This window comes from Flavobacterium pygoscelis, assembly GCF_023162025.1.
GTDB lineage: Bacteria > Bacteroidota > Bacteroidia > Flavobacteriales > Flavobacteriaceae > Flavobacterium > Flavobacterium pygoscelis.
Map to the genome: position 1 here is coordinate 147,955 of NZ_JALNUB010000003.1, position 25,905 is coordinate 173,859.

General features: G+C 33.3%; 23 protein-coding genes and 1 pseudogene. 12 read left to right on the top strand and 12 right to left on the bottom strand.

The window, feature by feature from the left end:
• Positions 1-4 precede the first annotated feature (4 nt).
• The 3 genes from MW871_RS05170 to mnmA form a co-directional block, all read right to left on the bottom strand.
• Positions 5-949 (bottom strand): NAD(P)H-dependent flavin oxidoreductase, encoded by a 945-nt coding sequence (locus tag MW871_RS05170; RefSeq protein WP_188050230.1) that lies wholly within the window; start codon positions 947-949, stop codon positions 5-7.
• 14 nt (positions 950-963) lie between these two features.
• Positions 964-2,577 carry a S8 family peptidase gene (locus MW871_RS05175; RefSeq protein ID WP_248427795.1) on the bottom strand — a complete coding sequence of 538 codons (1,614 nt, stop codon included), beginning with the start codon at positions 2,575-2,577 and terminating at the stop codon, positions 964-966.
• Positions 2,578-2,670: 93 nt separating this feature from the next.
• Positions 2,671-3,858, bottom strand: coding sequence for a tRNA 2-thiouridine(34) synthase MnmA (gene mnmA, locus MW871_RS05180; protein WP_248427796.1), 1,188 nt, complete (start codon positions 3,856-3,858; stop codon positions 2,671-2,673).
• A 240-nt stretch (positions 3,859-4,098) separates the two neighbouring features.
• Between mnmA and MW871_RS05185 the strand changes: the two genes are divergently transcribed.
• The 3 genes from MW871_RS05185 to MW871_RS05195 all read left to right on the top strand — a co-directional run bounded on the left by MW871_RS05185 (position 4,099) and on the right by MW871_RS05195 (position 7,661).
• Positions 4,099-4,473 (top strand): hypothetical protein, encoded by a 375-nt coding sequence (locus MW871_RS05185; protein ID WP_248427797.1) that lies wholly within the window; start codon positions 4,099-4,101, stop codon positions 4,471-4,473.
• A gap of 118 nt (positions 4,474-4,591) precedes the next feature.
• Entirely contained in the window at positions 4,592-5,443 is an 852-nt protein-coding gene (locus MW871_RS05190; protein WP_248427798.1) for a hypothetical protein, read from the top strand.
• A gap of 220 nt (positions 5,444-5,663) precedes the next feature.
• The gene (locus MW871_RS05195) at positions 5,664-7,661 is read left to right on the top strand and encodes a TonB-copper family protein (protein ID WP_248427799.1); all 1,998 of its coding nucleotides are present in this window, start codon (positions 5,664-5,666) and stop codon (positions 7,659-7,661) included.
• Between the two features lie 132 nt (positions 7,662-7,793).
• Here MW871_RS05195 and nadB read toward each other — a convergent pair whose 3' ends face one another.
• From nadB to ric, 9 genes are all read right to left on the bottom strand, one after another.
• Entirely contained in the window at positions 7,794-9,332 is a 1,539-nt protein-coding gene (gene nadB, locus MW871_RS05200) for an L-aspartate oxidase (protein ID WP_248427800.1), read from the bottom strand.
• Positions 9,332-10,261 carry a quinolinate synthase NadA gene (nadA, locus tag MW871_RS05205; protein ID WP_248427801.1) on the bottom strand — a complete coding sequence of 310 codons (930 nt, stop codon included), beginning with the start codon at positions 10,259-10,261 and terminating at the stop codon, positions 9,332-9,334. Before nadA ends, nadB begins: the two co-directional genes overlap by 1 nt.
• Positions 10,262-10,284: 23 nt before the next feature.
• Positions 10,285-11,544, bottom strand: coding sequence for a pyridoxal phosphate-dependent decarboxylase family protein (locus MW871_RS05210; protein WP_248427802.1), 1,260 nt, complete (start codon positions 11,542-11,544; stop codon positions 10,285-10,287).
• A gap of 289 nt (positions 11,545-11,833) precedes the next feature.
• Complete coding sequence (locus MW871_RS05215) at positions 11,834-12,268, bottom strand: RrF2 family transcriptional regulator (RefSeq protein ID WP_188050222.1); 435 nt, start codon at positions 12,266-12,268, stop codon at positions 11,834-11,836.
• A gap of 78 nt (positions 12,269-12,346) precedes the next feature.
• Positions 12,347-12,811, bottom strand: coding sequence for a hemerythrin domain-containing protein (locus MW871_RS05220; RefSeq protein ID WP_248427803.1), 465 nt, complete (start codon positions 12,809-12,811; stop codon positions 12,347-12,349).
• 212 nt (positions 12,812-13,023) lie between these two features.
• Complete coding sequence (locus MW871_RS05225; RefSeq protein ID WP_248427805.1) at positions 13,024-13,716, bottom strand: anaerobic ribonucleoside-triphosphate reductase activating protein; 693 nt, start codon at positions 13,714-13,716, stop codon at positions 13,024-13,026.
• A complete protein-coding gene (nrdD, locus tag MW871_RS05230) occupies positions 13,700-13,864 on the bottom strand; it encodes an anaerobic ribonucleoside-triphosphate reductase (RefSeq protein ID WP_074517139.1) in 165 nt (54 codons plus the stop codon). Before nrdD ends, MW871_RS05225 begins: the two co-directional genes overlap by 17 nt.
• A 65-nt stretch (positions 13,865-13,929) precedes the next feature.
• Positions 13,930-16,041 carry a ribonucleoside triphosphate reductase gene (locus tag MW871_RS05235; RefSeq protein WP_248427807.1) on the bottom strand — a complete coding sequence of 704 codons (2,112 nt, stop codon included), beginning with the start codon at positions 16,039-16,041 and terminating at the stop codon, positions 13,930-13,932.
• A gap of 302 nt (positions 16,042-16,343) precedes the next feature.
• On the bottom strand, positions 16,344-17,075 hold the full coding sequence (gene ric / locus MW871_RS05240; RefSeq protein WP_248427809.1) for an iron-sulfur cluster repair di-iron protein: 732 nt from the start codon (positions 17,073-17,075) through the stop codon (positions 16,344-16,346).
• A 297-nt stretch (positions 17,076-17,372) separates the two neighbouring features.
• Between ric and MW871_RS05245 the strand changes: the two genes are divergently transcribed.
• The 9 genes and pseudogenes from MW871_RS05245 to MW871_RS05285 form a co-directional block, all read left to right on the top strand.
• A complete protein-coding gene (locus MW871_RS05245) occupies positions 17,373-17,807 on the top strand; it encodes a c-type cytochrome (protein ID WP_188050216.1) in 435 nt (144 codons plus the stop codon).
• A gap of 17 nt (positions 17,808-17,824) precedes the next feature.
• Positions 17,825-19,171, top strand: a complete 1,347-nt coding sequence (locus tag MW871_RS05250) for a cbb3-type cytochrome c oxidase subunit I (RefSeq protein ID WP_248427810.1) — start codon at positions 17,825-17,827, stop codon at positions 19,169-19,171.
• A 190-nt stretch (positions 19,172-19,361) separates the two neighbouring features.
• Complete coding sequence (locus tag MW871_RS05255; RefSeq protein ID WP_210645696.1) at positions 19,362-20,141, top strand: CbbQ/NirQ/NorQ/GpvN family protein; 780 nt, start codon at positions 19,362-19,364, stop codon at positions 20,139-20,141.
• Between the two features lie 159 nt (positions 20,142-20,300).
• Positions 20,301-22,076: a nitric oxide reductase activation protein NorD gene (locus tag MW871_RS05260; protein ID WP_248427812.1), complete on the top strand. Its 1,776-nt coding sequence runs from the start codon at positions 20,301-20,303 to the stop codon at positions 22,074-22,076.
• Between the two features lie 7 nt (positions 22,077-22,083).
• A complete protein-coding gene (locus MW871_RS05265) occupies positions 22,084-23,049 on the top strand; it encodes a DUF438 domain-containing protein (protein ID WP_248427814.1) in 966 nt (321 codons plus the stop codon).
• A 13-nt stretch (positions 23,050-23,062) separates the two neighbouring features.
• Positions 23,063-23,644: a cytochrome c oxidase subunit 3 gene (locus MW871_RS05270; RefSeq protein WP_248427815.1), complete on the top strand. Its 582-nt coding sequence runs from the start codon at positions 23,063-23,065 to the stop codon at positions 23,642-23,644.
• 2 nt (positions 23,645-23,646) lie between these two features.
• Positions 23,647-23,892 (top strand): cytochrome C oxidase subunit IV family protein, encoded by a 246-nt coding sequence (locus tag MW871_RS05275; RefSeq protein ID WP_210645692.1) that lies wholly within the window; start codon positions 23,647-23,649, stop codon positions 23,890-23,892.
• A gap of 102 nt (positions 23,893-23,994) precedes the next feature.
• Complete coding sequence (gene nirK, locus MW871_RS05280; RefSeq protein ID WP_248427816.1) at positions 23,995-25,485, top strand: copper-containing nitrite reductase; 1,491 nt, start codon at positions 23,995-23,997, stop codon at positions 25,483-25,485.
• 90 nt (positions 25,486-25,575) lie between these two features.
• Positions 25,576-25,899: pseudogene (locus tag MW871_RS05285) on the top strand (c-type cytochrome); the annotation flags it as partial.
• Positions 25,900-25,905: the final 6 nt, after the last annotated feature.

Genomic DNA, 25,905 nt, shown 5'->3' on the forward strand with positions numbered 1-25,905 from the left:
TTTTTTAAAATTGAAAATTAACAATCTCTTTTCTGGCAGTTTCAAAATCAGAAATCATTTCCTGAATAATTTCAGCAGCCGGTTTTATTTCTCGAATAATTCCCGCTATTTGTCCTATTTCTAATTCTCCTTCAACTAAATCTCCTTCAAACATTCCTCTTTTGGATCTTGCTCTTCCTAACAAAGTTTGCAATTCTTCTTTCGTCGTTCCTTTTTGATATAAATCCTGAACGTCATGGTAAAACTTATTTTTAATCAACCTAACGGGAGCAAGCTCTTTTAATGTCAATTGAGTTCCACCTTCAGAAACCTCGATAATGGTCTCCTTAAAATTTTGATGTGCGGATGATTCTACAGAAGCAGCAAATCTGCTACCAACTTGTACGCCATCAGCACCTAAAGTCATTACCGCCAACATACCACGGCCAGAACCTATACCACCAGCAGCAATTAATGGAATTTTAATTTTTTCTTTTACCATTGGAATCAAGGTTAAAGTAGTGGTTTCTTCGCGCCCATTATGACCTCCAGCTTCGAATCCCTCAGCAACAATTGCATCTACTCCAGCATCCTGAGCTTTTAATGCAAATAAAGAACTGCTCACAACATGCACCACTGTAATTCCATTTTCTTTCAAAAACGAAGTCCATGTTTTAGGATTTCCAGCAGAGGTAAAAACAATTTTAACGCCTTCCTCGACAATAATTTTCATTATTTCTTCGACATTGGGATACAACATAGGAACATTTACCCCAAAAGGTTGTGTAGTTGCTTTTTTACATTTTTGAATGTGTTCTCGCAAGACTTCAGGATACATAGAGCCGGCACCTATCAATCCTAAACCACCTGCATTACTCACAGCACTTGCTAATTTATAACCACTATTCCAGATCATTCCTCCTTGAATGATTGGATATTTAATTTTGAAAAGTTCGGTGATTTTATTCATCTACTATTAAGCTATTACTTTTTAAATATTTTTCCGTTTTTAGAAAAATCAACTGATTCCATTTTATAAAGATACATTCCTTTTTCGAGCGATTTTAATGAAATCGAAGCGGATTCTTGGCTAACTTGTTGTTCTAAAACTTTTTTTCCCGCGAGCGAATAGATAAAAATAGTTCCTTTTTTAAATGGTTCAGGCAAAGAAATCACGACAAAATCACTAGTCGGATTAGGATAAACAATAAAAGAATCATTGGATACAGAGTTTGAATCATTTGCCGTATTGATAGCCAATTGAAAATTGGGAATTCCATATCCATATTGATTGTTGGGCTTTAAGAACTGATCCGAGGACTTGAGTATTAAATCCCTAATTTGTTGGTTTGTCTTTTCGGGAAAAGCTTGCCATAAACACGCTACCATTCCGGCCATTACAGGACCCGAAAAGGAGGTGCCGTTTGCCGTTACAATGTTACCAAAAGCATCAGATACTACTGTAGCTTGACCTTGTGCCATTACTTCAGGCTTAATCCTACCATCAAAAGCAGGACCTATTGAACTAAATGAAGCTCTATTTTTAGATGAATTTACGGCACCCACTGAAAGTACCGAAATTGCATCTGCAGGAATAGAAATATAAGGGTCTGATGTACCACCGGAATTCCCTGCCGAAGCAACAACAATCATACCTTTACTAAACGCAATTTCTGCACCACGAGACATAAATGAGGTAGCTCCATTCATATCTTTATAAGCATAATTATACGCTTTATTATCAAATTCAAAATATCCTAAAGAAGTAGTAATAATATCAACACCTAAACTATCTGCTTTTTCTGCAGCTTCAACCCAAAGTGATTCTTCTACAGGATTTTCTGAAGTATCATCTTCGGTTATAAACAAATAATAAGAAGCATCCGGCGCAGTTCCTACTAACGAATTCTCTTTATAACCGCCCATTGTTGACAGTACAGAAGTTCCGTGGGAAACACCGTTATAAAAGTCATTATCTCTTGAAACAAAATTATAACCTCCTAAAATTTGATTGTTATCTCGTAATCTTTTAAAAGGTTGCGTGGTGTTTACTCCTGGAAAACCAGCATCCATAACGGCAATAATTTTACCAGAACCCGTATGATTTAATTGATGTAAAACATCCCCATTGAGCATTTTTATTTGATTCGAAGAGGAACCGTATGCATAGTCAATTTTCGAACTTTTAGTTTTACTTGATGATTTAATTTTATTCATCTTAGCTATTTTGCCCGCCTGATTTAATGTCTTATCCGCAAAGTCAATTTTACTAACGAAAGAGAGCTGAGTCAATGTATTGATATCTGCCTGCGAACCGCGAACATGAATAGCATTCAACCATTTTGATTTTGCCATGACCGTAATTCCTGAACTTGCTTTAACAGAATTAATAAAAGAGGCTTCTATTGGAATGTCTTTAAAATCTAAAGCTATCTTTTGATTTGATCTTCTTTCTAAGGCTCTTTGAGAAAGCATTTTGGAAGGCGAATCAAAATAAATTTGAGCATTGCTCTTCGCATTAAAATAAACCCAAGCATCTTGTTGAGAAAAACTAGAAACTGTAACTACGAAAAATAGGAATAGATAAAATTTTCTCATAAACTGCTCGATTTTTATTTTTTTAAATAGGATCGTTATCGTTACAATCTACCAATTATTATATTTTTTAAATAGTACTTTAAAATTATAACGCTAAGAAATAACGCCTGAACCGATCAATTCATCTTCTGAATACCAAGCTGCAAATTGTCCTTCTGTTATTGCGGATTGTGGTTCCTCAAAAGCAATGTACATTTGGTTTTCAAACTGGTATAAAGTAGCTTTTTGCAACGGTTGTCTGTATCTAATTCGAACCATATATTGTGCACTTTCTCCATTGGCTAAAGCCAAATCTTTACGAATCCAATGTACTTCGTCTTTTTCTATACGCAACACTTTCTTGAATAATCCAGGATGCGTACTTGTTAATCCCGTATAAATTGTATTGGTTTCAACATTCGTCGCAATAATAAATAACGGATCCGTTGTACCACCAACATTTAATCCTTTACGTTGCCCAATTGTAAAATAATGAGCACCTTGATGTTTTCCTACCACTTTACCCATTTCAGGAGTGTAAGGCAGTTTTTGAGCGGCTGAATTTAATTCTTCTTCAAGAGTTAAACCAACTTGTTTTTCAACACTGTAAATAGGATCGTTTTTATCTATTTGAATAATAACGCCGTCTTTGGGTTGTAGTTTTTGCTGCAAAAATTCTGGCAAACGCACTTTACCTATAAAACATAATCCTTGGGAATCTTTTTTCTCAGCCGTAATCAAATCCATTTCCGCAGCAATTTCTCGTACTTCTGGCTTGGTTAATTCACCAATAGGAAATAGTGATTTTGCTAATTGCTCTTGCGATAATTGACACAAAAAATAAGACTGATCTTTGTTGACATCGGCACCTGCTTTAAGCTGATAAACCGTTTCTCCATTTACATCAATCTCTGTTTTTCTGCAGTAATGTCCGGTTACCACATAATCGGCACCCAGACTTAAAGCAATTTTCATAAAAACATCAAATTTTATTTCACGGTTACAAAGTACATCAGGGTTTGGAGTTCTCCCTTTTTCGTACTCGTTAAACATATAGTCGACGATTTTCTCTTTGTATTCTTCGCTTAAATCAACTGTTTGAAATGGAATCCCTAACTTTTCTGCTACTAATAATGCATCATTACTATCCTCTAACCACGGGCATTCGTTAGAAATAGTCACTGAATCGTCATGCCAATTCTTCATAAAAAGACCGATAACTTCATATCCTTGTTGTTGCAACAAATAAGCTGCAACACTTGAATCTACTCCTCCTGAAAGTCCTACAACAACACGCTTCATCTTCAAAAAATTATATTTTAATAAGGGCACAAAGTTACAAATATTTAAAATAGAAAAAGAGTCGGAATAAAGAACGATACAATCTTTTTTTTAATTTCAAAATAGAAGTATGAGTAGCTTTTGAAAAAATACAATTCAAAAATTTTAGAAATAGTTTAAAACAAAAAACCTTCATAATTTAATTTCTGAATATGATAAAAGTCATACAAATTGAACCCTACACGGCGGTATCTTTGTTTAGTGAAAAAAGCAGTACTCATATTAGCCTTACTCTTACTTCTAAAACCAGTATTACCGGTTGTAGATTATGTTGTTAATTATGATTATATCTCAAAAGTACTTTGCGTTAATAAAGATCGTCCTAAAATACACTGCAACGGAAAATGCCATTTAATGAAAGAATTGGCTAAAAATTCCGAAAGTGAAAACCCGATTTCTAATAATAAAAAAATTACTTCTCAAGAAACTGTATTCGTGTTTTTTCAAGAGATTAATTCATTTGTAATTACACCACTTTATTTTCTTAAAACTAAAAGAGCAATAAGTAATTATTCTAATTTGTATTCTTACAAAAGCATTCCCGTTGTTTTTCACCCACCCACCGTTATTTCATAAATTTTAAAAAGTGCAGTTCTTCGACAGATTTATAAAATCTGCTAAAGGGTGCGGTTCCTCTTGTTTGAAAGAAAAATTCTTTTCAAACTGATTCCTTATAAACTTAAATAAAAATAAAATGAAATTTCAATTAAAAAATATAGCCCTTCTTTTGATTACCGCAATCACTTTTTCTTCCTGCACAAATGATAACGAAACCCCTTTTGTAGCCAATGAATTGCAAGGGATAACAAAGATTCAAGAAATTACAAACGACACTCATATTGTAGAATTATATTCCGCTACAGGAAGTTTACAACAAGGATACAACGCCATTTCTCTTCGAATTAAAAATAAAATAACTAATGCATACGAAAAAAATGCAACCATTACTTGGGCTCCATTAATGCAAATGACAACTAAATCTCATGCTTGTCCTTATTCTGCCGTTGCAAAAACAGTTGGAAAAGAAACTTTATATAATGGCTATATTGTTTTTCAGATGGCCGAAAACACTATGGAACATTGGTCATTAACCGTAAATTATACTATAAATGGTGTTGTATTTACAGCAAACAAACAAATTAGCGTTCCTGCTTCCGCGAAGCAAAGAGTTACTAATTTTACAGGAACAGATGGTACCAAATACATTGTAGCACTAATTGATCCTGTAACCCCAAAAGTAGCTACAAACGACATGACTGTTGGTGTTTTTAAAATGGAAACTATGTTGTTATTTCCTGTAGTTGATGGTTTTAAAGTAAAAATTGACCCAAGAATGCCAAGTATGTCAAATCACGGATCGCCTAATAATATTGATTTGACACAATCAATTACAGACAAGTTATATCATGGAAAATTATCATTAACCATGACGGGCTACTGGAAAATAAATCTGCAACTTTTGAATGCCAATAACGAAGTTTTAAAAGGGGAAGCAATTACAGATTTAGTTCCTGCAAGTAGCATTTACTTTGAAGTCGAATTCTAAAAAACCTCATCCGTTTAAAAAGCACGATTCAAATTTATTTTACTTAGACAAATTTGCCACCATTTTTTTATTTTAATTTAATTAAAGTCACAATTATTATTTGTGCTTAGTGTCTTTATGGCAAAATAAAAACAATACAATTACAAATCGTGGTAAGAATTTTTTCTTAAATCAAAAAGACCAAAAATCAACTTTTGGTCTTTTTATTAACCTTTTCAATATGAAAAAGATAATACTTCTGATGGTTTTACAATGTTTAGCCACAGTTTCGATTTACGCGCAAGAACAAACAAAAGATACTATTACTCCAAAGGATTTAAATGAAGTTATTGTAATTGGTAAAAAGGCACAATTAAGTCAAAAACAAGCCAAACCATTAGCCACAATAGACGAATATTTACAACAATCTGGCAAAATCGAAATGATTAAAAGAGGTAGTTATGCTTGGGAACCAATGATCAATAGCATGGCGACCGAACGAACTTTAATCACAATTGATGGGATGCGCATTTTTGGTGCTTGCACGGATAAAATGGATCCAATTACTTCTTACATCGAAGTTTCTAATTTAGCAGAGGCAACTATAAAATCAGGACAACAAGGCGCTTGTCACGGCGCTACAATTGGTGGCGCGATCGATTTAAAAAGAAACCGAAGTAATTTTGCCAACTTGGGTTGGAAAGCAAGTGTAAACACAGGTTATGAAACCAATAGCAATCAGAAAATCTTGGGAACAGCCATTAATTATGTCAATAAATCCTTTTATATAGATACCGATTTTATGTATCGTGATGCTGATAATTATAAAGCTGGGAAAAATCATGAAGTATTGTTTTCGCAATATCGAAAATTCAATATCTCGACCACTTCTGGTTTTCTTTTCAATAAAAACAAACTCATCGAAGGATCGATTATTTATGATAAAGCTACTGATGTAGGTTATCCAGCACTTCCTATGGATGTTTCTTTGGCGGAAGCTTTAATCACCTCACTAAAATTTGAGTATGCTCCAAAATCAGCTAGAATAGATAAATGGGAAACTAAATTATATTACAATACTATTACCCATAGAATGGATGACACCAAACGTCCCGCAGTGCCTATTCACATGGATATGCCAGGTTGGAGTGATACGTATGGATTTTATTCGAAAGCAAAAGGAGTCCTGAATAAGCATCATTTTACAGCTGATTTAAATTCGTTTTATAATCGCTCTATTGCCGAAATGACGATGTATCCAACGGATCCAAAAGAAAACTTGATGTTCATGTTTACTTGGCCTGATGTACGAACTTTTTACGGAAGTTTATTTTTAGAAGATAATATCGTTTTGAATACTAATTCGAGTTTAAAATTCTCCGGAAGTTTAGCAAACCATTTCAATAAAGTGGCTGATCAATTGGGTTTAGAAAGTTTACAGATTTTTTATCCTACAATGAAGGATAGCAAAAGTCGAGTTTTGAAAAGTATTTCCTCTAATTATTCATACACCAAAAATGGTTTTGGATATGGTTTTGGATTGGCTTATGGCGCACGTGCTCCATCGGTTTCAGAAGGATATGGTTTCTATTTATTTAACAGTTTTGACCGCTATGATTACATTGGAAATCCAGGGCTAAAAAATGAAAGTTCAATAGAAGGAAATACTTCTTTGGGTTATGCCAACAAAAAATTCTCAGCAAAACTAACCTCTTCTTACTTTCATATTTCAAATTATATTATTGGAAAACCAGATGCAACACTTATTCCTATGACTATTGGCGGCAGTGGTGTAAAAATTTACACGGCTTTAGAGTATGCAACTATTTTCAACACTGATTTGAATTTGGAATACCAAATAAACGATCGTTTTAAAGCAAAAGGGCAATTGGTGTACAATTACGGAAAAGACTTTGAAGATGAAAATTTACCCTTCATCAGTCCGTTGCGTTATTCCGCTACTTTAAATTATAAAAGGAATCAGTTTTCCTCAGAAATTATGGTACAAGGAAATGCTACACAAACTCAATACAGTCCTTTTTATGGTGAAGACCGTACCCCAGATTATGCTGTTTTAAATGTAGCAACTAGTTATTTATTTGTAGTTGATGGAAGCAAATTGAATGTAAAAGCGGGAATCGAAAATATATTAGATACTTATTATTCTACGTTCTCCGATTGGAATTCTATTCCTAGAAAAGGAAGAAACTTCTTTTTGAATGTCACTTTTTCGTATTAATAACTTTATGAACTTAAAGAAAGTCAAATGGTTTACAGCAACTCTTTCTTATGCCAAATTGCACAATTTTCCACTGATTCACTATGGAAAATTGTGTGATTTTTTAAATCTAAGATAGGAAGATTAACTATTTTAGTTATTATAGCTGTAATCATATTTTACAAAACCACCTCGATTTTCTTTTCTTTCGATGGATTGCTGTACGATTAAATTCGCAACCGTAGTCATATTGTAGAGCTCAAAAAGTTCGGTACTAATTTGGTTGTTTTCAACTTTAATTTTTAATTCTTCTTGCCATTTTATCAATTTTTCTTGTGCTTTAAAAAGATCAGCATCAAAACGGACAATTCCTGCACTTTGTCGCATCAAAAGCTGTAATTCACTTTTTAAATTAGTTAAATATTCTGAATTTACACTAGGTTTTAATTCTATTTTGAATTCCGATTTTACATTATTTGCTATTTTATTTTCTGAAGAATTTTGAGCTAAATAATGGTATATTTTATCTGAATACACTAACGCTTCCAATAAAGAATTTGATGCCAATCGGTTCGCTCCATGCAATCCTGTTCTGGAACATTCTCCGCAAGCAAATAAGTTTTCTACATCTGTTTTTCCGTTTTTATTTACAACAATTCCGCCACACAAGTAGTGTTGCGCTGGGATTACTGGAATCCAATCTTTGGCAATATCGATTCCGTTATTTTTGCATCTTTCATAAATCATCGGAAAATGTTTAATAAAAGCTTGTAAATCTAGGTGTGTACAATCTAGATAAACACATTCCTCAGCTGATTTTTTAAGTTCTAAATCGATGCTTTGAGAAACGATATCGCGTGATGCCAGTTCACCTCTTGCGTCATAATCTAGCATAAATCGATTTCCGTTTTTGGTACGTAAATAAGCACCAAATCCGCGAACAGCTTCGGAAATTAAAAACTTAGAACCGATCGTATTTTCATATAATGCAGTAGGATGAAATTGAATAAATTCCATGTCTTTTATTGCTGCATTTGCTCTATAAGCCATTGCAATTCCGTCAGCAGTTGCAATAATAGGATTGGTCGTATGACCATAAAGATGTCCTATTCCGCCAGTGGCAAGTAAGGTATAATCCGATTGAAAGGTAATAATTTGATTGGTTTTCTGATTCAAAGCAACTGCACCAATACAGCATTTATTTTCTGTAATTAAGTCTAAGGCAAAATGATGATCTAAAACAGTAATATTCTCTTTTTGATATACTTGCTCTAAAATAGCGCGTTCAATTTCGTAACCTGTTTGGTCTTTATGATGCACCACTCTATTTTCTGAATGTCCGCCTTCTTTACCTAAATCAAAATTCCCTTTGCTATTTTTATCAAATTTAGCTCCCCAATCCATGAGTTCTTTTAACCGTTTTGGACCTTCAGTTACCACCATTTCAACCACATCAACATCGCACAAACCATCCCCACAGATTAAGGTATCATCAATGTGCTTTTGGTAGGAATCTTGAACTTCGTCAGTAACAATTGCAATTCCGCCTTGAGCGTATTTAGTGTTGGATTCATCAACAGTTGACTTGGTTATAATCGTCACTTTTTTATCTGGAAAACGATCTGCAATCTTGATGGCAAACGTCAATCCAGCCACGCCAGAACCGATAATTAGGTAATTAGTAACTATCATTATTTAGACAATTCAAGCATACGTTCGATGGGAAGTAACGCTCTTTTTCTGATGTTTTCTGGCACCTCAATTTCGGGAGTTTCATTGAGCAAGCAATCATATACTTTTTGAAGCGTATTCATTTTCATATAACCACATTCACTGCAAGCACAGGTATTATCCTCTTTGGCAGGAGCTGGAATTAAAATTTTATGCGGCACTTCTTGTTGCATTTTATGAAGAATTCCTACTTCGGTCGCTACAATAAATTTAGTGTTAGGATTTGTTTTGACATAATCAATCATTCCCGCTGTTGAACCAATATAACTCGCTGTTTCTAGAATATGCGTTTCTGATTCTGGATGAGCAATAATGGTTGCTTCGGGATGCAATTTATGCACTTCAATTAATTTATCTAGAGAAAATGCTTCATGAACAACGCAAGAACCGTCCCAAAGTAACATGTCACGTCCGGTTTTACTAATGATATATTTTCCTAAGTTTTTATCTGGTGCAAAAATAATAGGTGTCTCTTTTGGAATAGATTCTACAATTTTCACTGCATTTGATGATGTACAAACAATATCACTTAAGGCTTTTACCTCAGCGGAACAATTCACGTACGTAATCACGATATGATTTGGATGTTGGTTTACAAATTTCTCAAATAAATCCGGCGGACAAGATTCTGCTAAGGAGCAACCCGCTTTTAAATCAGGAAGAATTACTTTTTTAGTTGGATTTAATATTTTTGCAGTTTCGGCCATAAAATGTACGCCTGCAAATAAGATAATATCGGCATCGACTTTCATTGCTTCTTGAGACAAACCTAAACTATCACCCACATAATCAGCTATATCCTGAATAGCAGCTTCTTGATAGTAATGAGCCAAAATAACTGCATTTTTTTCTTTCTTTAAGGCCAATATTTTTTCTTGGAGCGTATTCATTTTTCTACTAGATGTTTATATTATCATAAATTAACTGCTTCAATATTTTTTTGAAGTGTTGTTTTTAGCGCAGTTATAAAAGTGAATAAGTGATCTACTTCTACATGATCCATAATAACAATTTTATACCATTGATTATTTCCATCATGTTTTTGCGGAACTAAATCGAATTTTCGAACCAAGTCAGCAGTAATATTCTGTGCTTCAATAGTTACAATATTCATAAAAGGTTCTCTAAAATAATGTACGTTCAAAGCCTCTAATTGCTCGCAAAGCCATTCGGTTCGCATTTGTAAAACCCTAATTTTTTCACACCAACCAAAAGGACCATAGGTAAATAATATCATCCAAACGGCTACTGCATTTGCTCCAGATCGGCTGCCGCAAAGTGTCAAATCCATTCCTTCAACATATTCAGCTTCCTTAGTAAGTACATTTTCTATTAATCCTTTTCTACAAATAAAAACACCCGTTCCGTACGGAGCTTGAAGCATTTTATGTGCGTCAATAGTAATCGAACTGATTTTAGGATTTTCAAAATTGATCGTGCTTTCCTTATTACTAAATGGGTAAACAAAACCGCCGTAAGCAGCATCAATATGAAGTTTATAATGGAGCTTATATTTTTCTAAGACTTGTGTATAATCATCTGGATTTTCTACAGCACCAAACATCGTAGTTCCCATATTTGAGACTACAATAAAGTATTTTTTCCCTTGAGTTTGAGCAGCAACGATCTTTTTTTCTAAAACAGAAACATCAATCAAGCGCTTGTCAAAACTAACAGGAATTTTCAGCCAATCTAACATCAATAAATTCGCCGCTTTAGGAATAGAATAATGAGTATCTTCTGAAGCGATGATAACAATTTCTTCTGGTTTTGCATCAAAATTATTGACAAAATAATTGCGATACATCCAGATAGCCTGAATATTAGCTTCGGTTCCTCCTGTTGCAATATAGCCATCAAAGGAGTTTATTTCTGCCTTAAAAACATCGACAGCAAGAACATTTAGCACTTCTCTTTCGATTTCTTGTGTTCCTTTGAATGCTTTTTCTGAATCACCATAAGTATGACAACCTATATGATTTGGATTGGCTACGTAAGTTTGTAAAATGGGTGCATCTTTTAAAAAAGAGGCTTCTTCATTAAAGACTTTTCCGTCTAATTTAGATGCTGGATACCCTAAAGAAGTATCATGAGAAAAGTTGACATTCTCACTTAATGCGCGTTGAATTCGTACGCTTCTTTCATTAAGTGTATTTTTTTTCCAGAAATACATAATTATAAATTTTATCAAATTTACTTTCTATTACGATTAGAAAACATGATAAATGTTAGGTTTTAAATTAAAAAAAACGGGGAAAAAATTTGAATACTAAATGAATAATAGTTTTAAAAAAAAATACAATAAATTACAATTCAATAAGTTCAAAATACAATTAATAATAAAAGAAATGTCTATTTAGAAATTGACAGATCTTTTCCATCAACTATTTGTTTAATAAAATAGAATAACTTAAAAACTAAATAATCTGTACTATCTAATGAAAAAAATACAATTTAGATCTCTAATAACGCAAAAAGGTATCACCAGATTTAATTCCTAAAGCTAGCTCTTCAAGATTGGTGTTTTGCAACATAAAAGCCAATTCATTTCTAATAGATTTAAACTTTTCATGAACGGGACACGGATGATCTTCCGAACAATAATTTAAACCTAAACCACATCCGGTAAAAACTCGATCTCCGTCTAATGCGGTTACAATTTGAGCAAGTGTAATTTCGCTCATCGTTTCTCTTGAAATTTCAAAACCGCCTCCCACTCCTTTTATGGATCGGATAATTGCACTACGAGATAATATTTGCAAAATTTTTGCCGTAAAAGCCTCTGGTGAATCGATTTTCTTGGCAATATCTTTTAATCCTACTCTATTATTTTGATAGGATTGAGAAGCTATAAAAATAGTAGCTCTAATGCCATATTCACAGGTTTTAGAAAACATAGTTGTCTTATTACAAATTGGGATAAAAAAGTATTATTTACCACAAATAATACTATGGATACGTTTTATTGTTGTTGTTTATATCCAAAAAACATCATCTTCTTTTTCTTGAAAAGCTTCATGAGTATGAATTTCGCTAATTTTAGTGAGTTGTTCTGAAGTGGCTTCATTTTGAATTTCTGGAAATAAAATGCGTTCCTCAAAACGAATGTGTTTTTCAAGTTCTTCCTCAATACGACCTAATGCTTTCTCTAAATCGGTTGTTTGACTAAATAACCTTTTTAGACGTCTGTGATCTGTTAAGGCTTGTTTTACTAATTCATTTGAAGAATCAAGTACGGTGAAAATATACTTTTCTTCTAATATAAAATGAGGTTCTAAGTGTGTACTAAAAAACCAGTCTGCATAATTCTTTATGCGTTCTAATTCAATTTTTTTAGAAAAACCTGTTCGTATTTTCCAGCATAATTGCAAACCATGGTGATGATCATGACTTAATGGTTGTAATTCTATAGCTCTTTTTAAAGGTCTATTTGAAATCATATTTTAAAAATTTAAATCGCCCATAACGAATAAAAAAAACCAAAATTAAAGTACTTTTATACTAATTCTGGCAGCTGATCGTATGTGAAAAACCATGTTCAGTAACCTGTTGTGATCATTTGAAAGTTTGGGTCGATAATTATCAGTAAATGATGGCTCACATAAATTTTATTACAATTTCAAAGATACGCTTTCAAAAAGACATTTTCATCTTATTTCCCTCTAAACTGCACTTTAATATTTGCAGTTGAAAGATTTACCTTTTCAATTTCTTTATTAGAATATCCTAACTCCTGTAATGTATTCGCACCATTCATAAAATGTTGAATATAATAATTGCCTTTATAATTTTGTTTTTCAAGATAGGTAACCATTTGTTTCATTTGATTTTCGTTGATCAAATCAGAATGCACTGTCGTTCGAACTTCAAAAGTTAGTCCGCTTGCAATCAATAAACGCAATGATTTTTCAAAAGGATTAAACAAATCAGATTGTGTTATCTTTTCAAAATGTGCTGGCATTGCTTTAAAATCAAGTGCAACGTAATCTATCAATTGGGTTTTTAGCAATTCTTGTAAAACAGCTGGTTTTGATCCATTAGTATCTATTTTTACCAGAAAGCCCATTTTTTTAACTTCAGCGACAAGCTCTGTACTACTTTTATGCAACAAGCATTCGCCTCCACTAAAAACTACAGCATCTAACAAGTTTTTACGAGAACTCAGAAAAGCAAGTGCTTTCTCGAGAGATATTGTACCTTTTCCTAATACAATTTCAGGATTATAACAATAAAGACAACGCATATTACAACCTGTAAACCAAAGAATACAGGCTGATTTATGCGCATAATCTAATAGCGTAAAAGGAGTTATGCTATAAATAGGAGTACTAACATTTTCCTTCATTGAAATGAGTTCGTTGTTTGTGTTCTCCTTTTTTTCCAATATTAAAACTTTCTACAGGTCTGTGATAGCCCATTACGCGGGTGTACACTAAACATTTTGTTCTTAGGTGTTGCTTTTCTTCTAAAATTGGGTTTGTACTTGTTTTCATAATTTGTTATTTAAAGTTATTGGGTTAATTTAAAATTTTAGTCTCTCTCGGATGACAATACTTTTTTAAACAGATACTTTTACATCTAACAGCTCTTTTTCTATAAGTACTGCATCACAGGATGGACAATATTCGTGTTCTCCGGTTAAATACCCGTGCACTGGACAGACACTAAAAACTGGCGTCACGGTAATATAAGGCAGTTTAAAACTGGATATTACTTTCTTGACAAACTGCTTGCAAGCTTCTGGCGAGCTAATTCTCTCGCTCATATATAAGTGCAAAACCGTTCCTCCGGTATATTTGCATTGTAACTCGTCTTGCAAAAACAAAGCTTCAAATGGATCTTCGGTATAATTTACAGGAATCTGAGAACTATTGGTGTAATAAATATTTTCTTCCTGTCCTGCCTGATAAATATCTGGAAAACGTTTTTTATCTTCTTTGGCAAAGCGATAAGTTGTTCCTTCGGCTGGTGTGGCTTCTAGATTATAAAGATTTCCTGTTTCTTCTTGAAATTCCTTCATTCTATTTCTGATATGCTCTAAAATTTCAGCAGCAAATTCAATTCCGCTACTAGAAGTAATAGTATCCGTATTCTGAGTGAAATTTAATATCATTTCGTTCATTCCGTTGACACCAATGGTCGAAAAGTGATTTCTAAAATGTTGCAAATAACGTTTGGTATACGGATACAAACCACGATCATACATTTCCTGAATGAATACTCTTTTTTTCTCTAAAGTAGATTTTGATATATATAATAATCGATCTAATTGTTGGTATAATTCTGCTTTATTTCCTTTGAATAAATAACCCAAACGAGCCATATTAATGGTAACTACACCAATGCTTCCCGTCATTTCGGCACTTCCAAAAAGTCCGTTTCCTCGTTTTAATAATTCCCGTAAATCCAATTGCAAACGGCAACACATACTGCGTACTGCATTGGGTTTATAGGCATTTGGATTTTCGACTTTATTGCCATTTTCGTCTATGTTGTATTGACTTCCAATAAAATTTTGAAAATAAGAAGAACCTATTTTAGCGGTATTTTCAAAAAGCAAATCGGTATTTTCTCCTTCCCAATCAAATTCTTCGGTAATATTTACGGTTGGAATTGGGAATGTAAAAGGTTGTCCGTTGGCATCGCCCTCCGTCATTACGGTGTAATATGCTTTATTTATAAGATTCATTTCTTTCTGAAAATGCTCGTAGCGCAAATCGGTTAGTTTTGTGACACCGCGTTCTTTAGCTCTAGCCAAAACATTTTCATTCGTATTTTTTTCAAAAAAATGCAAATCATATTTGGTTGGTATCTGTGTTTTTAAATCTTCTGGCACTACCCAATCTAAAGTGATATTTGTGAAAGGAGATTGTCCCCAACGTGCCGGAACATTAAGGTTGTAAACAAAGCTTCGAACGGCTTTTAGAACCTCATCAAAATCGAGATTATCCTTGAAAACATAAGGCGCTAAATAGGTATCAAACGAACTAAAAGCTTGCGCTCCTGCCCATTCGCTTTGCAAAATTCCAAGAAAATTGGCCATTTGACCTAATGCTTCTCTAAAATGCGAAGGTGCTTTGCTTTCTACTCGTCCGCGAACCCCATTAAATCCTTCGTTGAGTAAAACTCGCAAACTCCAACCGGCACAATAACCCGTTAAACAATCTAAATCATGAATGTGAATATCTCCATTTCGGTGTGCATATCCCTCTTCTTTAGTATATACTTTATCCAGCCAATAATTAGCAATAATTTTTCCTGCTACATTATTGACTAAACCCGCATTAGAATAGGATGTGTTGGCATTGGCATTAATTCTCCAATCCGTTTGTTCGATATATTCCTCAATAGTTTGCGTACTATCTACATAAGTTGTGTCTTCATTTAAACCAGCTACATGCTCGCGTTGTAATTTTCGGGTGTGCCGAAACAACATAAAAGAACGCATGACATCAAAATATTTCTTTGAAAAAAGTTTTTTCTCGATTAAATCTTGAATTTCCTCTACAGACCAAGTTTCCTTAGAGGCTAATTCCAAAAGTAACTCTTCAAAAATGGTCTCATCAACTGCTACGGAAACACTATTAAAACTTTTGTCAATAGCGTCTTTTATTTTAAAAGGTTCAAAAGGCTTGTATTCGCCATTTCGTTTGATAACATATTTTTCCATAGCATTGGTTATTTTTTTTGGTTATTTCTTAGTTCATTTTTCCTCTAAGACACTAATTTGCAAAGGTTTTTTTATTATTTCAGTTAAAAAAAACCACATAGAATCATAAGAATTTAGAAATAAAAAAGGCTCTTATATTGAGTAGAAATCTCCACTCTTATAAGGAAATCATTGCTAATTAGACCTTAATTATTATTTATCTATGTTTCTATGTGGTTTAGAAGTACTTCAAAGACTCGCTACATTAGTTTATTCGAGTAGCTGAATTTAATTTTTAGTTTTGTTTCTTCGGACTTAATTATTTATTCTTGAGCTGCAAATTTTTGTTCTAAAAGTGCTGCTGCTGGGAATAAAATATTGTTTTCTAAATGAATGTGTTTGTGTAAATCCTGTTCGAAATCTGACAGCATTGCAAAAGTTACTTTGTAGGTACTGCATCCGTCAGCTGGTGGTGTATAATTATTAGTTAGTTCCGCAATTTTTACAAAACGATCTCCTTCTGCTTCATGTTCTGCCATCATCATTGCAATTGGATTTTTGACTGTTCCAAAATGAGGTGCTGCAATAGTTTCGTCTGTCAGACTAGCTTTAGCCATTTTTTTAATAAAAGGAAATAGCATCAATTCCTCTTTTTTCATGTGTTGTGCTAATTCGCCCGCACATCCTTTGAAAAGCTCGTTTATTTCGAATAATTCTGGATGAGCAGCTCCATGTACTTTACAAAGTTTATCTAGAAAAGGAAGTAAAATTTGTGTTTTCTCTTCTACGTAACGGTGATGTGTTTTCTCTATATAATCTGCTAATAAGTCTAACGGCCATGATTTAAAATCGATTCCGCTATCATTTTTAGTTGTTAAAACTGCTTCTAACTCTTCTTGTATTATCTCTGTGTCAATATTTTTTTTATCACAAGCTTCTTCTATAGTTCTGTTTCCTTTACAACAAAAATCTATTCCGTATTTTGAAAAAACTGCTGCAGTTCTAAAATCTTTTGCTACATATTCTCCGATTGTTATTTTTTCTAAAGTTTCCATATTTATATTTTTATGTTCAAATGTTTACACAAATTTAGTATTATTTTAAATAAAGGACAAATTTATCCTGTTTAAAATTATAAACTATTTTAGTTTATAAAAATATAGCTATCAATGTATTACGAATTGTATTTTTTATTATTTTATAAATAAATATTTTATTCAATAAAATTAAAAAAAATGATTTTTATCATGTTTTAAAAATATTTTATGACATTAATTTGCACTATATAAATAAAAGACATTTTTGTCCTTTATATAAAAACAATTTTTATTAACTAACAAAAACTGATAATTATGCTTTCAAAATCACAAGCAAGAGCATTTTTTTTGGGAGGAACATTAGTCACCTTTTTAATCTTTATAGGATTGACTATTTATTCGTTCATGCCCCGAAACGATCAAACCAACTACAAGAAGATAACAAAAGAAGTAGTAAGAGGAAAAGAAATTTGGGAACACAACAACTGCATGGGTTGCCATAGTATTATGGGTGAAGGTGGTTATTATGCACCAGAATTAACTAAAGTATTGGAACGTCGCGGCGAAGGTTATGTTAAAGCCGTTTTAATGTCGCCAGTACCTTGGGGTCCAAAAGGAAGAAAAATGGTCGCTTATAAAATGAGTGAAGCAGATGCCAATGCAATGGTAGCTTACTTTGAATGGATTGGTAAAATAGATTTGAATGGTTTTGATAGAATCGTATCGCCATTAGCAAAAGATGAAGAATAATTTAAAAATACTTAAAAATGAAATATAAATCACAAAAAGTAGCTTACTGGTTTTTTGCCTTGTGCATGCTTTTGTTCTCGCTCCAGATTGTCTACGGATTCATTATGGGCTTTGATCGCATAGGAATACAAGGTTTACACGAAATCATTCCTTTTAACACAGCAAGAGCTGTACACACTAATTTACTAGTAGTTTGGTTATTAACCGGATTTATGGGAGCTGCTTACTACATTATTCCTGAAGAAGCCCAAACCGAATTAATCAGCGTTAAATGGGCTTATGTTCAATTAATATCCTTAGCTATTGTAGGTGTAGTAGCCATTGTTGGCTTTCACTTTAATCATTGGGAAGGAAGAAAATTTCTTGAGATTCCAAGAGAATTAGATTACTTAGTTGTAGTTAATGTTTTACTTTTCTTAGGTTTAATTCTTGGAACATTGTTTAAGGGAAAACGTCAGACAACAACGGCATTGATCCTAACGATGGGCTTGTTTTTTGCAGCTTTACTTTACATTCCTGGAATGATCTGGTTTGATAGCCAAGTGATGGATTCATTCTTCCGTTGGTGGGTAGTTCACTTGTGGGTTGAAGGGGTTTGGGAATTAATTATGGGAGGTATTCTTTCGTTCTTATTAATCAAATTAACTGGGGTTGACAGAGAAGTTATTGAAAAATGGTTGTATGTAATCGTTGGTCTTACTTTCCTTTCTGGAGTTCTAGGAACTGGTCACCACTACTACTACATCGGTGTAAATAAAATATGGTTGGTTGTTGGTGGAATTTTCTCAGCATTAGAACCTTTGGCTTTCTTAGCCATGGCATTATTTGCTGTAAACATGTACAGAAAAGGTGAAAAAAGTCATCCCAACAAAATTGCATTATTCTGGACTATTGGTTCTGCTATCGTTTCCTTTGTAGGTGCAGGTTTATTAGGTTTTGCTCATACTTTACCACAAACTAACTTATACACACACGGAACATTAGTTACTGCAATGCACGGTCATTATGCTTTTTGGGGAGCTTATGCAATGATTGTTTTAGCAATTATAAGTTACGCACTGCCTAATTTAACAGGTCGTAAACGCTATGAAAGCGCTCAAGGAATGGCTGCGTTTTGGTTAGCAAATGTTGGAATGTTAGGAATGACAGTCGCATTTGGTGTTGCAGGTGTTGCACAAGTATATATGGAACGTAAAATGAAAATGGATTTCATGGACGTACAAAATGAAATCAGTATTCACTTTGTTGTATTGCTTATATGTGCCACTATGTTTACTACCGGAATTGGCTTATTCATCTATGATTTCGTTAAATACGGAAGACCAACAGATGAAGCTTTAGAAGTAGATAATCAAAATCTATAATAAGCTATTATTAAATTCAAAATATTACAGACATCAAAAAAATAACTTACCGGAAAAATACCTGAGGTTATTTTAAACAATGTCTGCTGAACAAAAATTTCCAGAATGCTTTAACTCCCGTTTTTTAGAATTGCATTTCCGAAAAAACAATTGTTATTGTGTTCTGGTTTTTTTTTAAAACTAAAACAAAATGTTAGAAAACACACCTTATTATCACGCCGTTGGTAAAGAAATAGATGTCTTTAACCATGCTTACCAAAATAAAATTCCTTTTTTATTAAAAGGACCTACTGGTACAGGAAAATCACGCTTTGTTGAATTTATGGCTTATCAATTAAAAAAGAAGATAATCACAATAAGCTGTCATGAGGAAACTTCTTCTACTGATTTAATTGGGCGATTTATCATCAAAGGAGCAGAAACCGTTTGGATTGATGGTCCCTTAACAACCGCTGTAAAAGAAGGAGCTATCATTTATCTCGATGAGGTTGCGGAAGCACGACCTGATGTCATCGTGGCTATTCACTCATTAACCGATCATAGAAGAGAATTATTTATAGACAAATTAGGAGAAACCGTTAAGGCTCATGAAAACTTTATGCTTGTAGCCTCTTTTAACCCTGGTTATCAGCGCGGTTTTAAAGAATTAAAACCTTCTACACGTCAGCGATTTATTGCAGTTTCCTTTGATTATCCAGAACCGAAAATTGAAATCGAAATCTTGATCAAAGAAACTCAAGTTGAACCTGAAATTGCTAAAAAATTAGTTTCCATTGGAAATAAAATCAGAAATCTAACTGAATTAGGTCTTACCGAAACTGTTTCTACAAGACTTTTAATAGATGCTGCAAAAATAATTCACAGTGGTCTTCCTAAACGTTTATCGGTTCATGTTGCCATTGTAGAACCTTTATCAGACGATTTACAAACGGTTCAAGCATTGAAGGATTTATGTGATCTAATGATATAAATCTAAGGAAAATTAAACGTTTTTAGTAGTTATATGAATGCTGAATTGGTTACTTTTTTTTTAATAAATACTTCATAAAAACATGGTGTGTTTGAGCCTTATTAGCAAAAAAGTTCACTGTGTTACAAAAAGGAATACGCAACACTGAATACTTAAAAAATGGGATTCGAAATAGACGAATATATAGTTGGGAAATTCTTTAAACACTTAAAGAAAACTAAAAAAATAAGTCCCGAAATTCTTGCTAGAACAGTTACGCTGCATGCGATCAAGCCAAGATTGACAATTTTAGCTAGAGCGCTGACAGGAAATCCAATTGAAATCTTTCCCGCAGAACGCGAAGGAGGCTATAAAAATAATAATTTCTTCTTACCCATTTCCTTTGCAGAATTGCCTACAAAAGAAGACAACCTTACTTTCTATTTATTCCGTGTTTTATATTTAAGTATCCAACAACGTTGGAACTTGAATTGGAATTCAGAAGAAAAAGAGCCCACTTTAGAACTTTCACAAAAAAAAGCGTTAGAATCTTCAGAGGTCATATTAGCCATTTTATTTGATGAATTCTCTATTGATAAAAAGTTTCATAACCAATTAATTCAACATTTCTCAGCAAAAGCAACTCAAAAGACAACTGCAGATTTTTCTTGGATTTATGGAAAATGGATGCAAAATGATAACGAATCAAAATCAGATAACATCCTTCAGAATTTCTCAGATCTGACAAAAAAAGGAAATGATAATAAACCACTAACAACTTTAAAATCTAAAGCAGTCGAGGAAGTAATTACCGTTGAACTTGATAAAAAGCAACAAGAAGATTATGTATTACTTCACAATTTTGAAAAAGCTGAAACAGCTGAAGAATTCAACGGAACTTGGCGTGATTTTGATGGTTCAGACGAATTAGAAGACCATCAAGAAGCACTGGAAGAATTAAATATGAAATATACTGTACGAGTTGATGATACAGCGCATTCTGTATATCAATCGGATTTTGTAGAGAATACTTCTATCTCTGAAAGTGCCGAAATTGATGCCAAAGGATTTCACCTTACGTACAGCGAATGGGATTTTAGCAAACGCATTTACAAAGAAAATTTCTGCAAAGTGTATCCTAAATCACAGCAGAAAACAGACAATGATTATTACAAAAAAACGATTTCAAAAAACGCTTCTACTTTAATAGGTTTACGCAAAATGTTGTCTAATGTAAACAACCGCATGCAACAGCAAAAACGTCAATTGCAAGGAGATGAATTTGATATTGATGCCATTACAGATTTATATGTTGATGTACATTCAAAAAGAACTCCATCCGAAAACGTGTATATTTCAAACCGAAAAAAAGACAAAGATTTGTCCATTTTGATTCTTTTAGATATCAGTTTATCTAGTGACGGATATGCTGCTGGGAATCGTGTGATCGATGTAGAAAAAGAAGTTTCTATTCTCTTTGGAGAAATTCTAAATGAATTTAATATCGATTTTTCAATTGATAGCTTTTACTCGAAAACCAGAAACTTCTCTACTTACTTAACCGTTAAAGATTTTGATGAAAACTGGAATGTTGCTAAAAATAAAATTGGAGCGGTAGAACCAAGTGGTTACACCAGAATAGGTGCTGCACTACGACATGCAGGCGCTAGATTGGATACCAGAAATACCAAAAATAAATGGGTCATCTTAATTTCTGATGGTAAACCCAATGATTACGATAAATACGAAGGAAAATATGGCATCAATGATGTCAAACAAGCGCTTAGAGAATTAAATCAAAGAAATATTAATTCCTATGCTTTGGCCATAGAAGCCCAAGCCAAATATTATTTACCTCAAATGTTTGGGCAAAATCATTACCAAATATTAACAACTCCCGTAGAGCTTTTACAATCTCTAGTGAAGTTGTACGAAAAAATTAAACATCAAAAATAATTATATTATGAACGATACTTGCCCCACTAAAACCCTTCCTGAAGGTCATCCCATTCGAGTATATTTTCAAGAAAATGACATTATTCATACTCTTTTAGAAGAATTAACTGCAACAAATCCAGCAGAAGAACTACAGAAATACACTAACATATTCAATCAATTATACACCATCGAAAAACGATTTGCACGAAAAGAAAATCAGCTCTTTCCGTTTTTAGAAAAAAGAGGATGGAACGGACCTTCGCAAGGAATGTGGTCTTTTCATGATAATCTAAGAGAACAGTTCCGTTTGATTCGATATTACCTTAAAACCAATAATCCAGAAAAAATTAATACCAATACTCCGTTTTTAGTAGATGGCATTTACCGATTATTGAATGTCGAAGAAACCGTTTTATTTCCTAATGCACTTGATTTATTAGAGGAAAAAGATTGGATAGAAATGCGTGCCGGTGAAGAGGAAATTGGTTGGATGCTATCCAAAAATCCTGCCGCCTATCCTAGTCAGAAATACATTCATCCTAGCGAAGATTTTACACAAAGGGAAATGCCTTTTTCTCTTGAAAATACTTCTCATTATGATGAAGGATATATGACAGTAGAGCAAGTCAATCTACTTTTTAGAACGCTACCCTTAGATCTTACTTATGTAGATGAAAATGACAAAGTAATATTCTATAACCGCGGTGAAGAACGTGTTTTCCCTAGAAGTGCAGGAATTATTGGTCGAGAAGTAAAATTTTGTCATCCACCAAAAAGCGTAGATACTGTATTAAAAATTTTGGATGAATTTAGAAAAGGAACTAAAAGCGAATCTTCCTTTTGGATTAATTTTAAAGAAAGACTGATTTACATTCGCTATTTCGCAGTAAGAGACGCTGATAAAAACTACAAAGGCGTGATTGAAATGTCTCAAGATATTACTGATATTAAAAAGATTGAGGGAGAAAAACGATTACTAGACTGGGAATAAATCAATAACAAAAATGGAAACACTTAAAATCAATTATAAAAATTTATATTTTCCACCAGGAGGAATTTTGATGTGGATTATAATATTTCTAGAGCTCATCACTTTCGGGATGGCTCTTGTCGTTTTTACAATGTACGGCAGTGAAGAACCAGAAATTTTTCATCAATCTCGCCTGCAACTAAACAGCACTTTTGGTGCTATTAACACTGTTTTTTTGCTGACAAGTGGTTTTTTTATGGCCAATGCCGTAGTTGAATTTAAAGCAAAAAACGTAAAAAAATCATCCTTTTATTTTAAGTTAACAATGCTTGGTGGATTGCTATTTCTAATTCTTAAAAGTGTAGAATATTATCATAAAATTGATTCTGGAATTACGCTAGAAACCAATACTTTTTTTGCCTTTTATTGGCTGTTAACAGGTTTTCATCTCATTCATGTAATTATGGGATTAGTAATATTGATCTGGACCAATAACGGAATGATGAAAAAGAACTCTGATACAGAAGTGGTAGACGTTGAAGCTTGTGCTGCTTTCTGGCACATGTGCGATTTGATTTGGCTTTTATTATTCCCAGTTCTTTATTTAATTTTTTAATCATGAAAAAAACACTATTATTTAACTACGGATTATTAATTTTACTGACAATTAGTACCGCTGTAATATCAAATTTTGTTGCTATAAAGTCATTAGCTATTGGTCTGATTATGGGATTATCAGCATTAAAATTCATGTTGGTTTCCTTTGAATTTATGGAATTAAAAAAAGCCAATTTATTCTGGAAAGTGAGTTTAATTTTTGTATTATTTTTAATTGTCCTTTCGGTTGTTTTTATTTCAAATTAAGAAGTAAAAAAAAGGATGAAAATATGACAAATATCATGATAAAGGACGAAAACATCTTCTACTTTTACACTATAAATCAAGATAAATACAAACCTAATTATTATGAAAACTCAATTCAAATTCACTGAAAAAAGCAAGCTAATTGTTATAGCATTATTTCTTGCTTTCGGGCTTTTCTCTTGCTCTAAAAATCAAGAGAAAGATGCTAAGTATTATGAAAGCATAAAAGTAGATGGACAAAAAACTGCAGAACTTACTGCTCCACCCTTTGTACCTAAACCAGTTGGTGATCGCGCTGCGATGAAACTAATTGTTAATATGGAAATTAAGGAACAAGAAGGAGAAATGGTTGATGGTGTAAAATATACCTATTGGACATTTGGAGGATCAGTTCCTGGAAGTTTTATTAGAACTCGTGTGGGTGATGAAGTAGAATTTCATCTAAAAAACCACCCTGATAATAAAATGCCTCACAACATTGATTTACATGCAGTTACAGGTCCAGGAGGAGGAGCTACTTCTTCACTTGTTGCACCAGGACATGAAAAAGTTTTTAGTTTTAAAACATTAAATCCTGGTTTGTATGTGTACCATTGCGCAACTGCTCCAGTAGGAATGCACATTGCCAACGGAATGTACGGTTTAATTTTAGTAGAACCAGAAGGTGGTTTGCCTCCAGTTGATAAAGAATACTACATCATGCAAGGGGATTTCTATACCAAAGGTGCTTATGGAGAACCAGGAAATCAACCATTTGACATGAATAAAGCCATCAAAGAACAACCTGATTATGTTGTATTTAATGGAAAAGTTGGAGCTTTAACTGGTGATAAATCATTAACAGCTAAAAAAGGAGAAACAGTTCGTATCTTTATGGGTAATGGTGGTCCTAACTTAGTTTCGTCTTTTCATGCTATTGGAGAAATATTTGACAGAGTGCATGTAGAAGGTGGAGATTTAATCAACAAAAATGTTCAAACTACCTTAATTCCAGCTGGTGGTGCTGCAATAGTTGAATTTAAAGTAGATGTTCCTGGAACATTCATTCTTGTAGATCACTCTATTTTTAGAGCATTTAATAAAGGAGCTTTAGGAATGTTGAAAGTTGAAGGAGATGAGAACAAAAAAGTATATTCTGGTACCATTCAAGAAGGAATTTATCTTCCAGAAGGAGGAACAATTCAAAATATGCCTAAAGAAAACGGTGCAACAAAAGCAGTTGTAGTAAAAACAGTTGATCAGCAAATTGCTTCAGGTAGAGAATTGTACGGAAGAACTTGTTTTGCTTGCCACCAATCAGAAGGACAAGGTGTACCCAATGCTTTCCCTCCTTTAGCTAAGTCCGATTTCTTAAATGCTAATACTGACCGAGCAGTTAATGCTGTATTACACGGATTAAGTGGAGAAGTAACTGTAAATGGTAAAAAATTCAATAATGTTATGACAAGTCAAAACCTTACTGATGATGAAGTTGCAGATGTGTTAACTTACGTGTACAACAGTTGGGGAAATAATAAAACAGTAGTAACTCCAGCTAAAGTAAAAGCGTTAAGAGCAAAACCTGCACCAAAAGCAAAAGATATTCACGAATAATAAATAATACAATTAATAACAATAAATAATTACAAAATGAAAAAGTATATTTTTACAATTGCAATGATGGCAATGGCTTTTCAAGGATACAGCCAAAGTGCCGATAAAGGAAAAAAAGTTTATAATCAAGTTTGTGTAGCTTGTCACCAAGCCACAGGTTTAGGAATTCCTGGAGCTTTCCCTCCATTGGCGAAGTCAGATTATTTGAATAAAGATACTAATAGAGCAATCAAAGGAGTTGTAAAAGGACTGAAAGGACCTATTACAGTAAATGGCAAAAAATTTAATGCCGAAATGCCTGCTCAAGCATTAAGCGATCAACAAATTGCAGATGCAATGACTTACGTTTACGCTAGTTGGGGAAATAACAAAACTGTTGTAACACCAGCAATGGTAAAAGCACAAAGAAATTAATAAATA

Bases quoted from the DNA above. Each gene is read 5' to 3' on its own strand.
- MW871_RS05170 (WP_188050230.1), bottom strand. From the start codon at position 949: ATGAATAAAATCACCGAACTTTTCAAAATTAAATATCCAATCATTCAA.
- MW871_RS05175 (WP_248427795.1), bottom strand. From the start codon at position 2,577: ATGAGAAAATTTTATCTATTCCTATTTTTCGTAGTTACAGTTTCTAGT.
- mnmA (WP_248427796.1), bottom strand. From the start codon at position 3,858: ATGAAGCGTGTTGTTGTAGGACTTTCAGGAGGAGTAGATTCAAGTGTT.
- MW871_RS05190 (WP_248427798.1), top strand. From the start codon at position 4,592: ATGAAATTTCAATTAAAAAATATAGCCCTTCTTTTGATTACCGCAATC.
- MW871_RS05195 (WP_248427799.1), top strand. From the start codon at position 5,664: ATGAAAAAGATAATACTTCTGATGGTTTTACAATGTTTAGCCACAGTT.
- nadB (WP_248427800.1), bottom strand. From the start codon at position 9,332: ATGATAGTTACTAATTACCTAATTATCGGTTCTGGCGTGGCTGGATTG.
- nadA (WP_248427801.1), bottom strand. From the start codon at position 10,261: ATGAATACGCTCCAAGAAAAAATATTGGCCTTAAAGAAAGAAAAAAAT.
- MW871_RS05210 (WP_248427802.1), bottom strand. From the start codon at position 11,544: ATGTATTTCTGGAAAAAAAATACACTTAATGAAAGAAGCGTACGAATT.
- MW871_RS05215 (WP_188050222.1), bottom strand. From the start codon at position 12,268: ATGTTTTCTAAAACCTGTGAATATGGCATTAGAGCTACTATTTTTATA.
- MW871_RS05220 (WP_248427803.1), bottom strand. From the start codon at position 12,811: ATGATTTCAAATAGACCTTTAAAAAGAGCTATAGAATTACAACCATTA.
- MW871_RS05225 (WP_248427805.1), bottom strand. From the start codon at position 13,716: ATGAAGGAAAATGTTAGTACTCCTATTTATAGCATAACTCCTTTTACG.
- nrdD (WP_074517139.1), bottom strand. From the start codon at position 13,864: ATGAAAACAAGTACAAACCCAATTTTAGAAGAAAAGCAACACCTAAGA.
- MW871_RS05235 (WP_248427807.1), bottom strand. From the start codon at position 16,041: ATGGAAAAATATGTTATCAAACGAAATGGCGAATACAAGCCTTTTGAA.
- ric (WP_248427809.1), bottom strand. From the start codon at position 17,075: ATGGAAACTTTAGAAAAAATAACAATCGGAGAATATGTAGCAAAAGAT.
- MW871_RS05245 (WP_188050216.1), top strand. From the start codon at position 17,373: ATGCTTTCAAAATCACAAGCAAGAGCATTTTTTTTGGGAGGAACATTA.
- MW871_RS05250 (WP_248427810.1), top strand. From the start codon at position 17,825: ATGAAATATAAATCACAAAAAGTAGCTTACTGGTTTTTTGCCTTGTGC.
- MW871_RS05255 (WP_210645696.1), top strand. From the start codon at position 19,362: ATGTTAGAAAACACACCTTATTATCACGCCGTTGGTAAAGAAATAGAT.
- MW871_RS05260 (WP_248427812.1), top strand. From the start codon at position 20,301: ATGGGATTCGAAATAGACGAATATATAGTTGGGAAATTCTTTAAACAC.
- MW871_RS05265 (WP_248427814.1), top strand. From the start codon at position 22,084: ATGAACGATACTTGCCCCACTAAAACCCTTCCTGAAGGTCATCCCATT.
- MW871_RS05270 (WP_248427815.1), top strand. From the start codon at position 23,063: ATGGAAACACTTAAAATCAATTATAAAAATTTATATTTTCCACCAGGA.
- MW871_RS05275 (WP_210645692.1), top strand. From the start codon at position 23,647: ATGAAAAAAACACTATTATTTAACTACGGATTATTAATTTTACTGACA.
- nirK (WP_248427816.1), top strand. From the start codon at position 23,995: ATGAAAACTCAATTCAAATTCACTGAAAAAAGCAAGCTAATTGTTATA.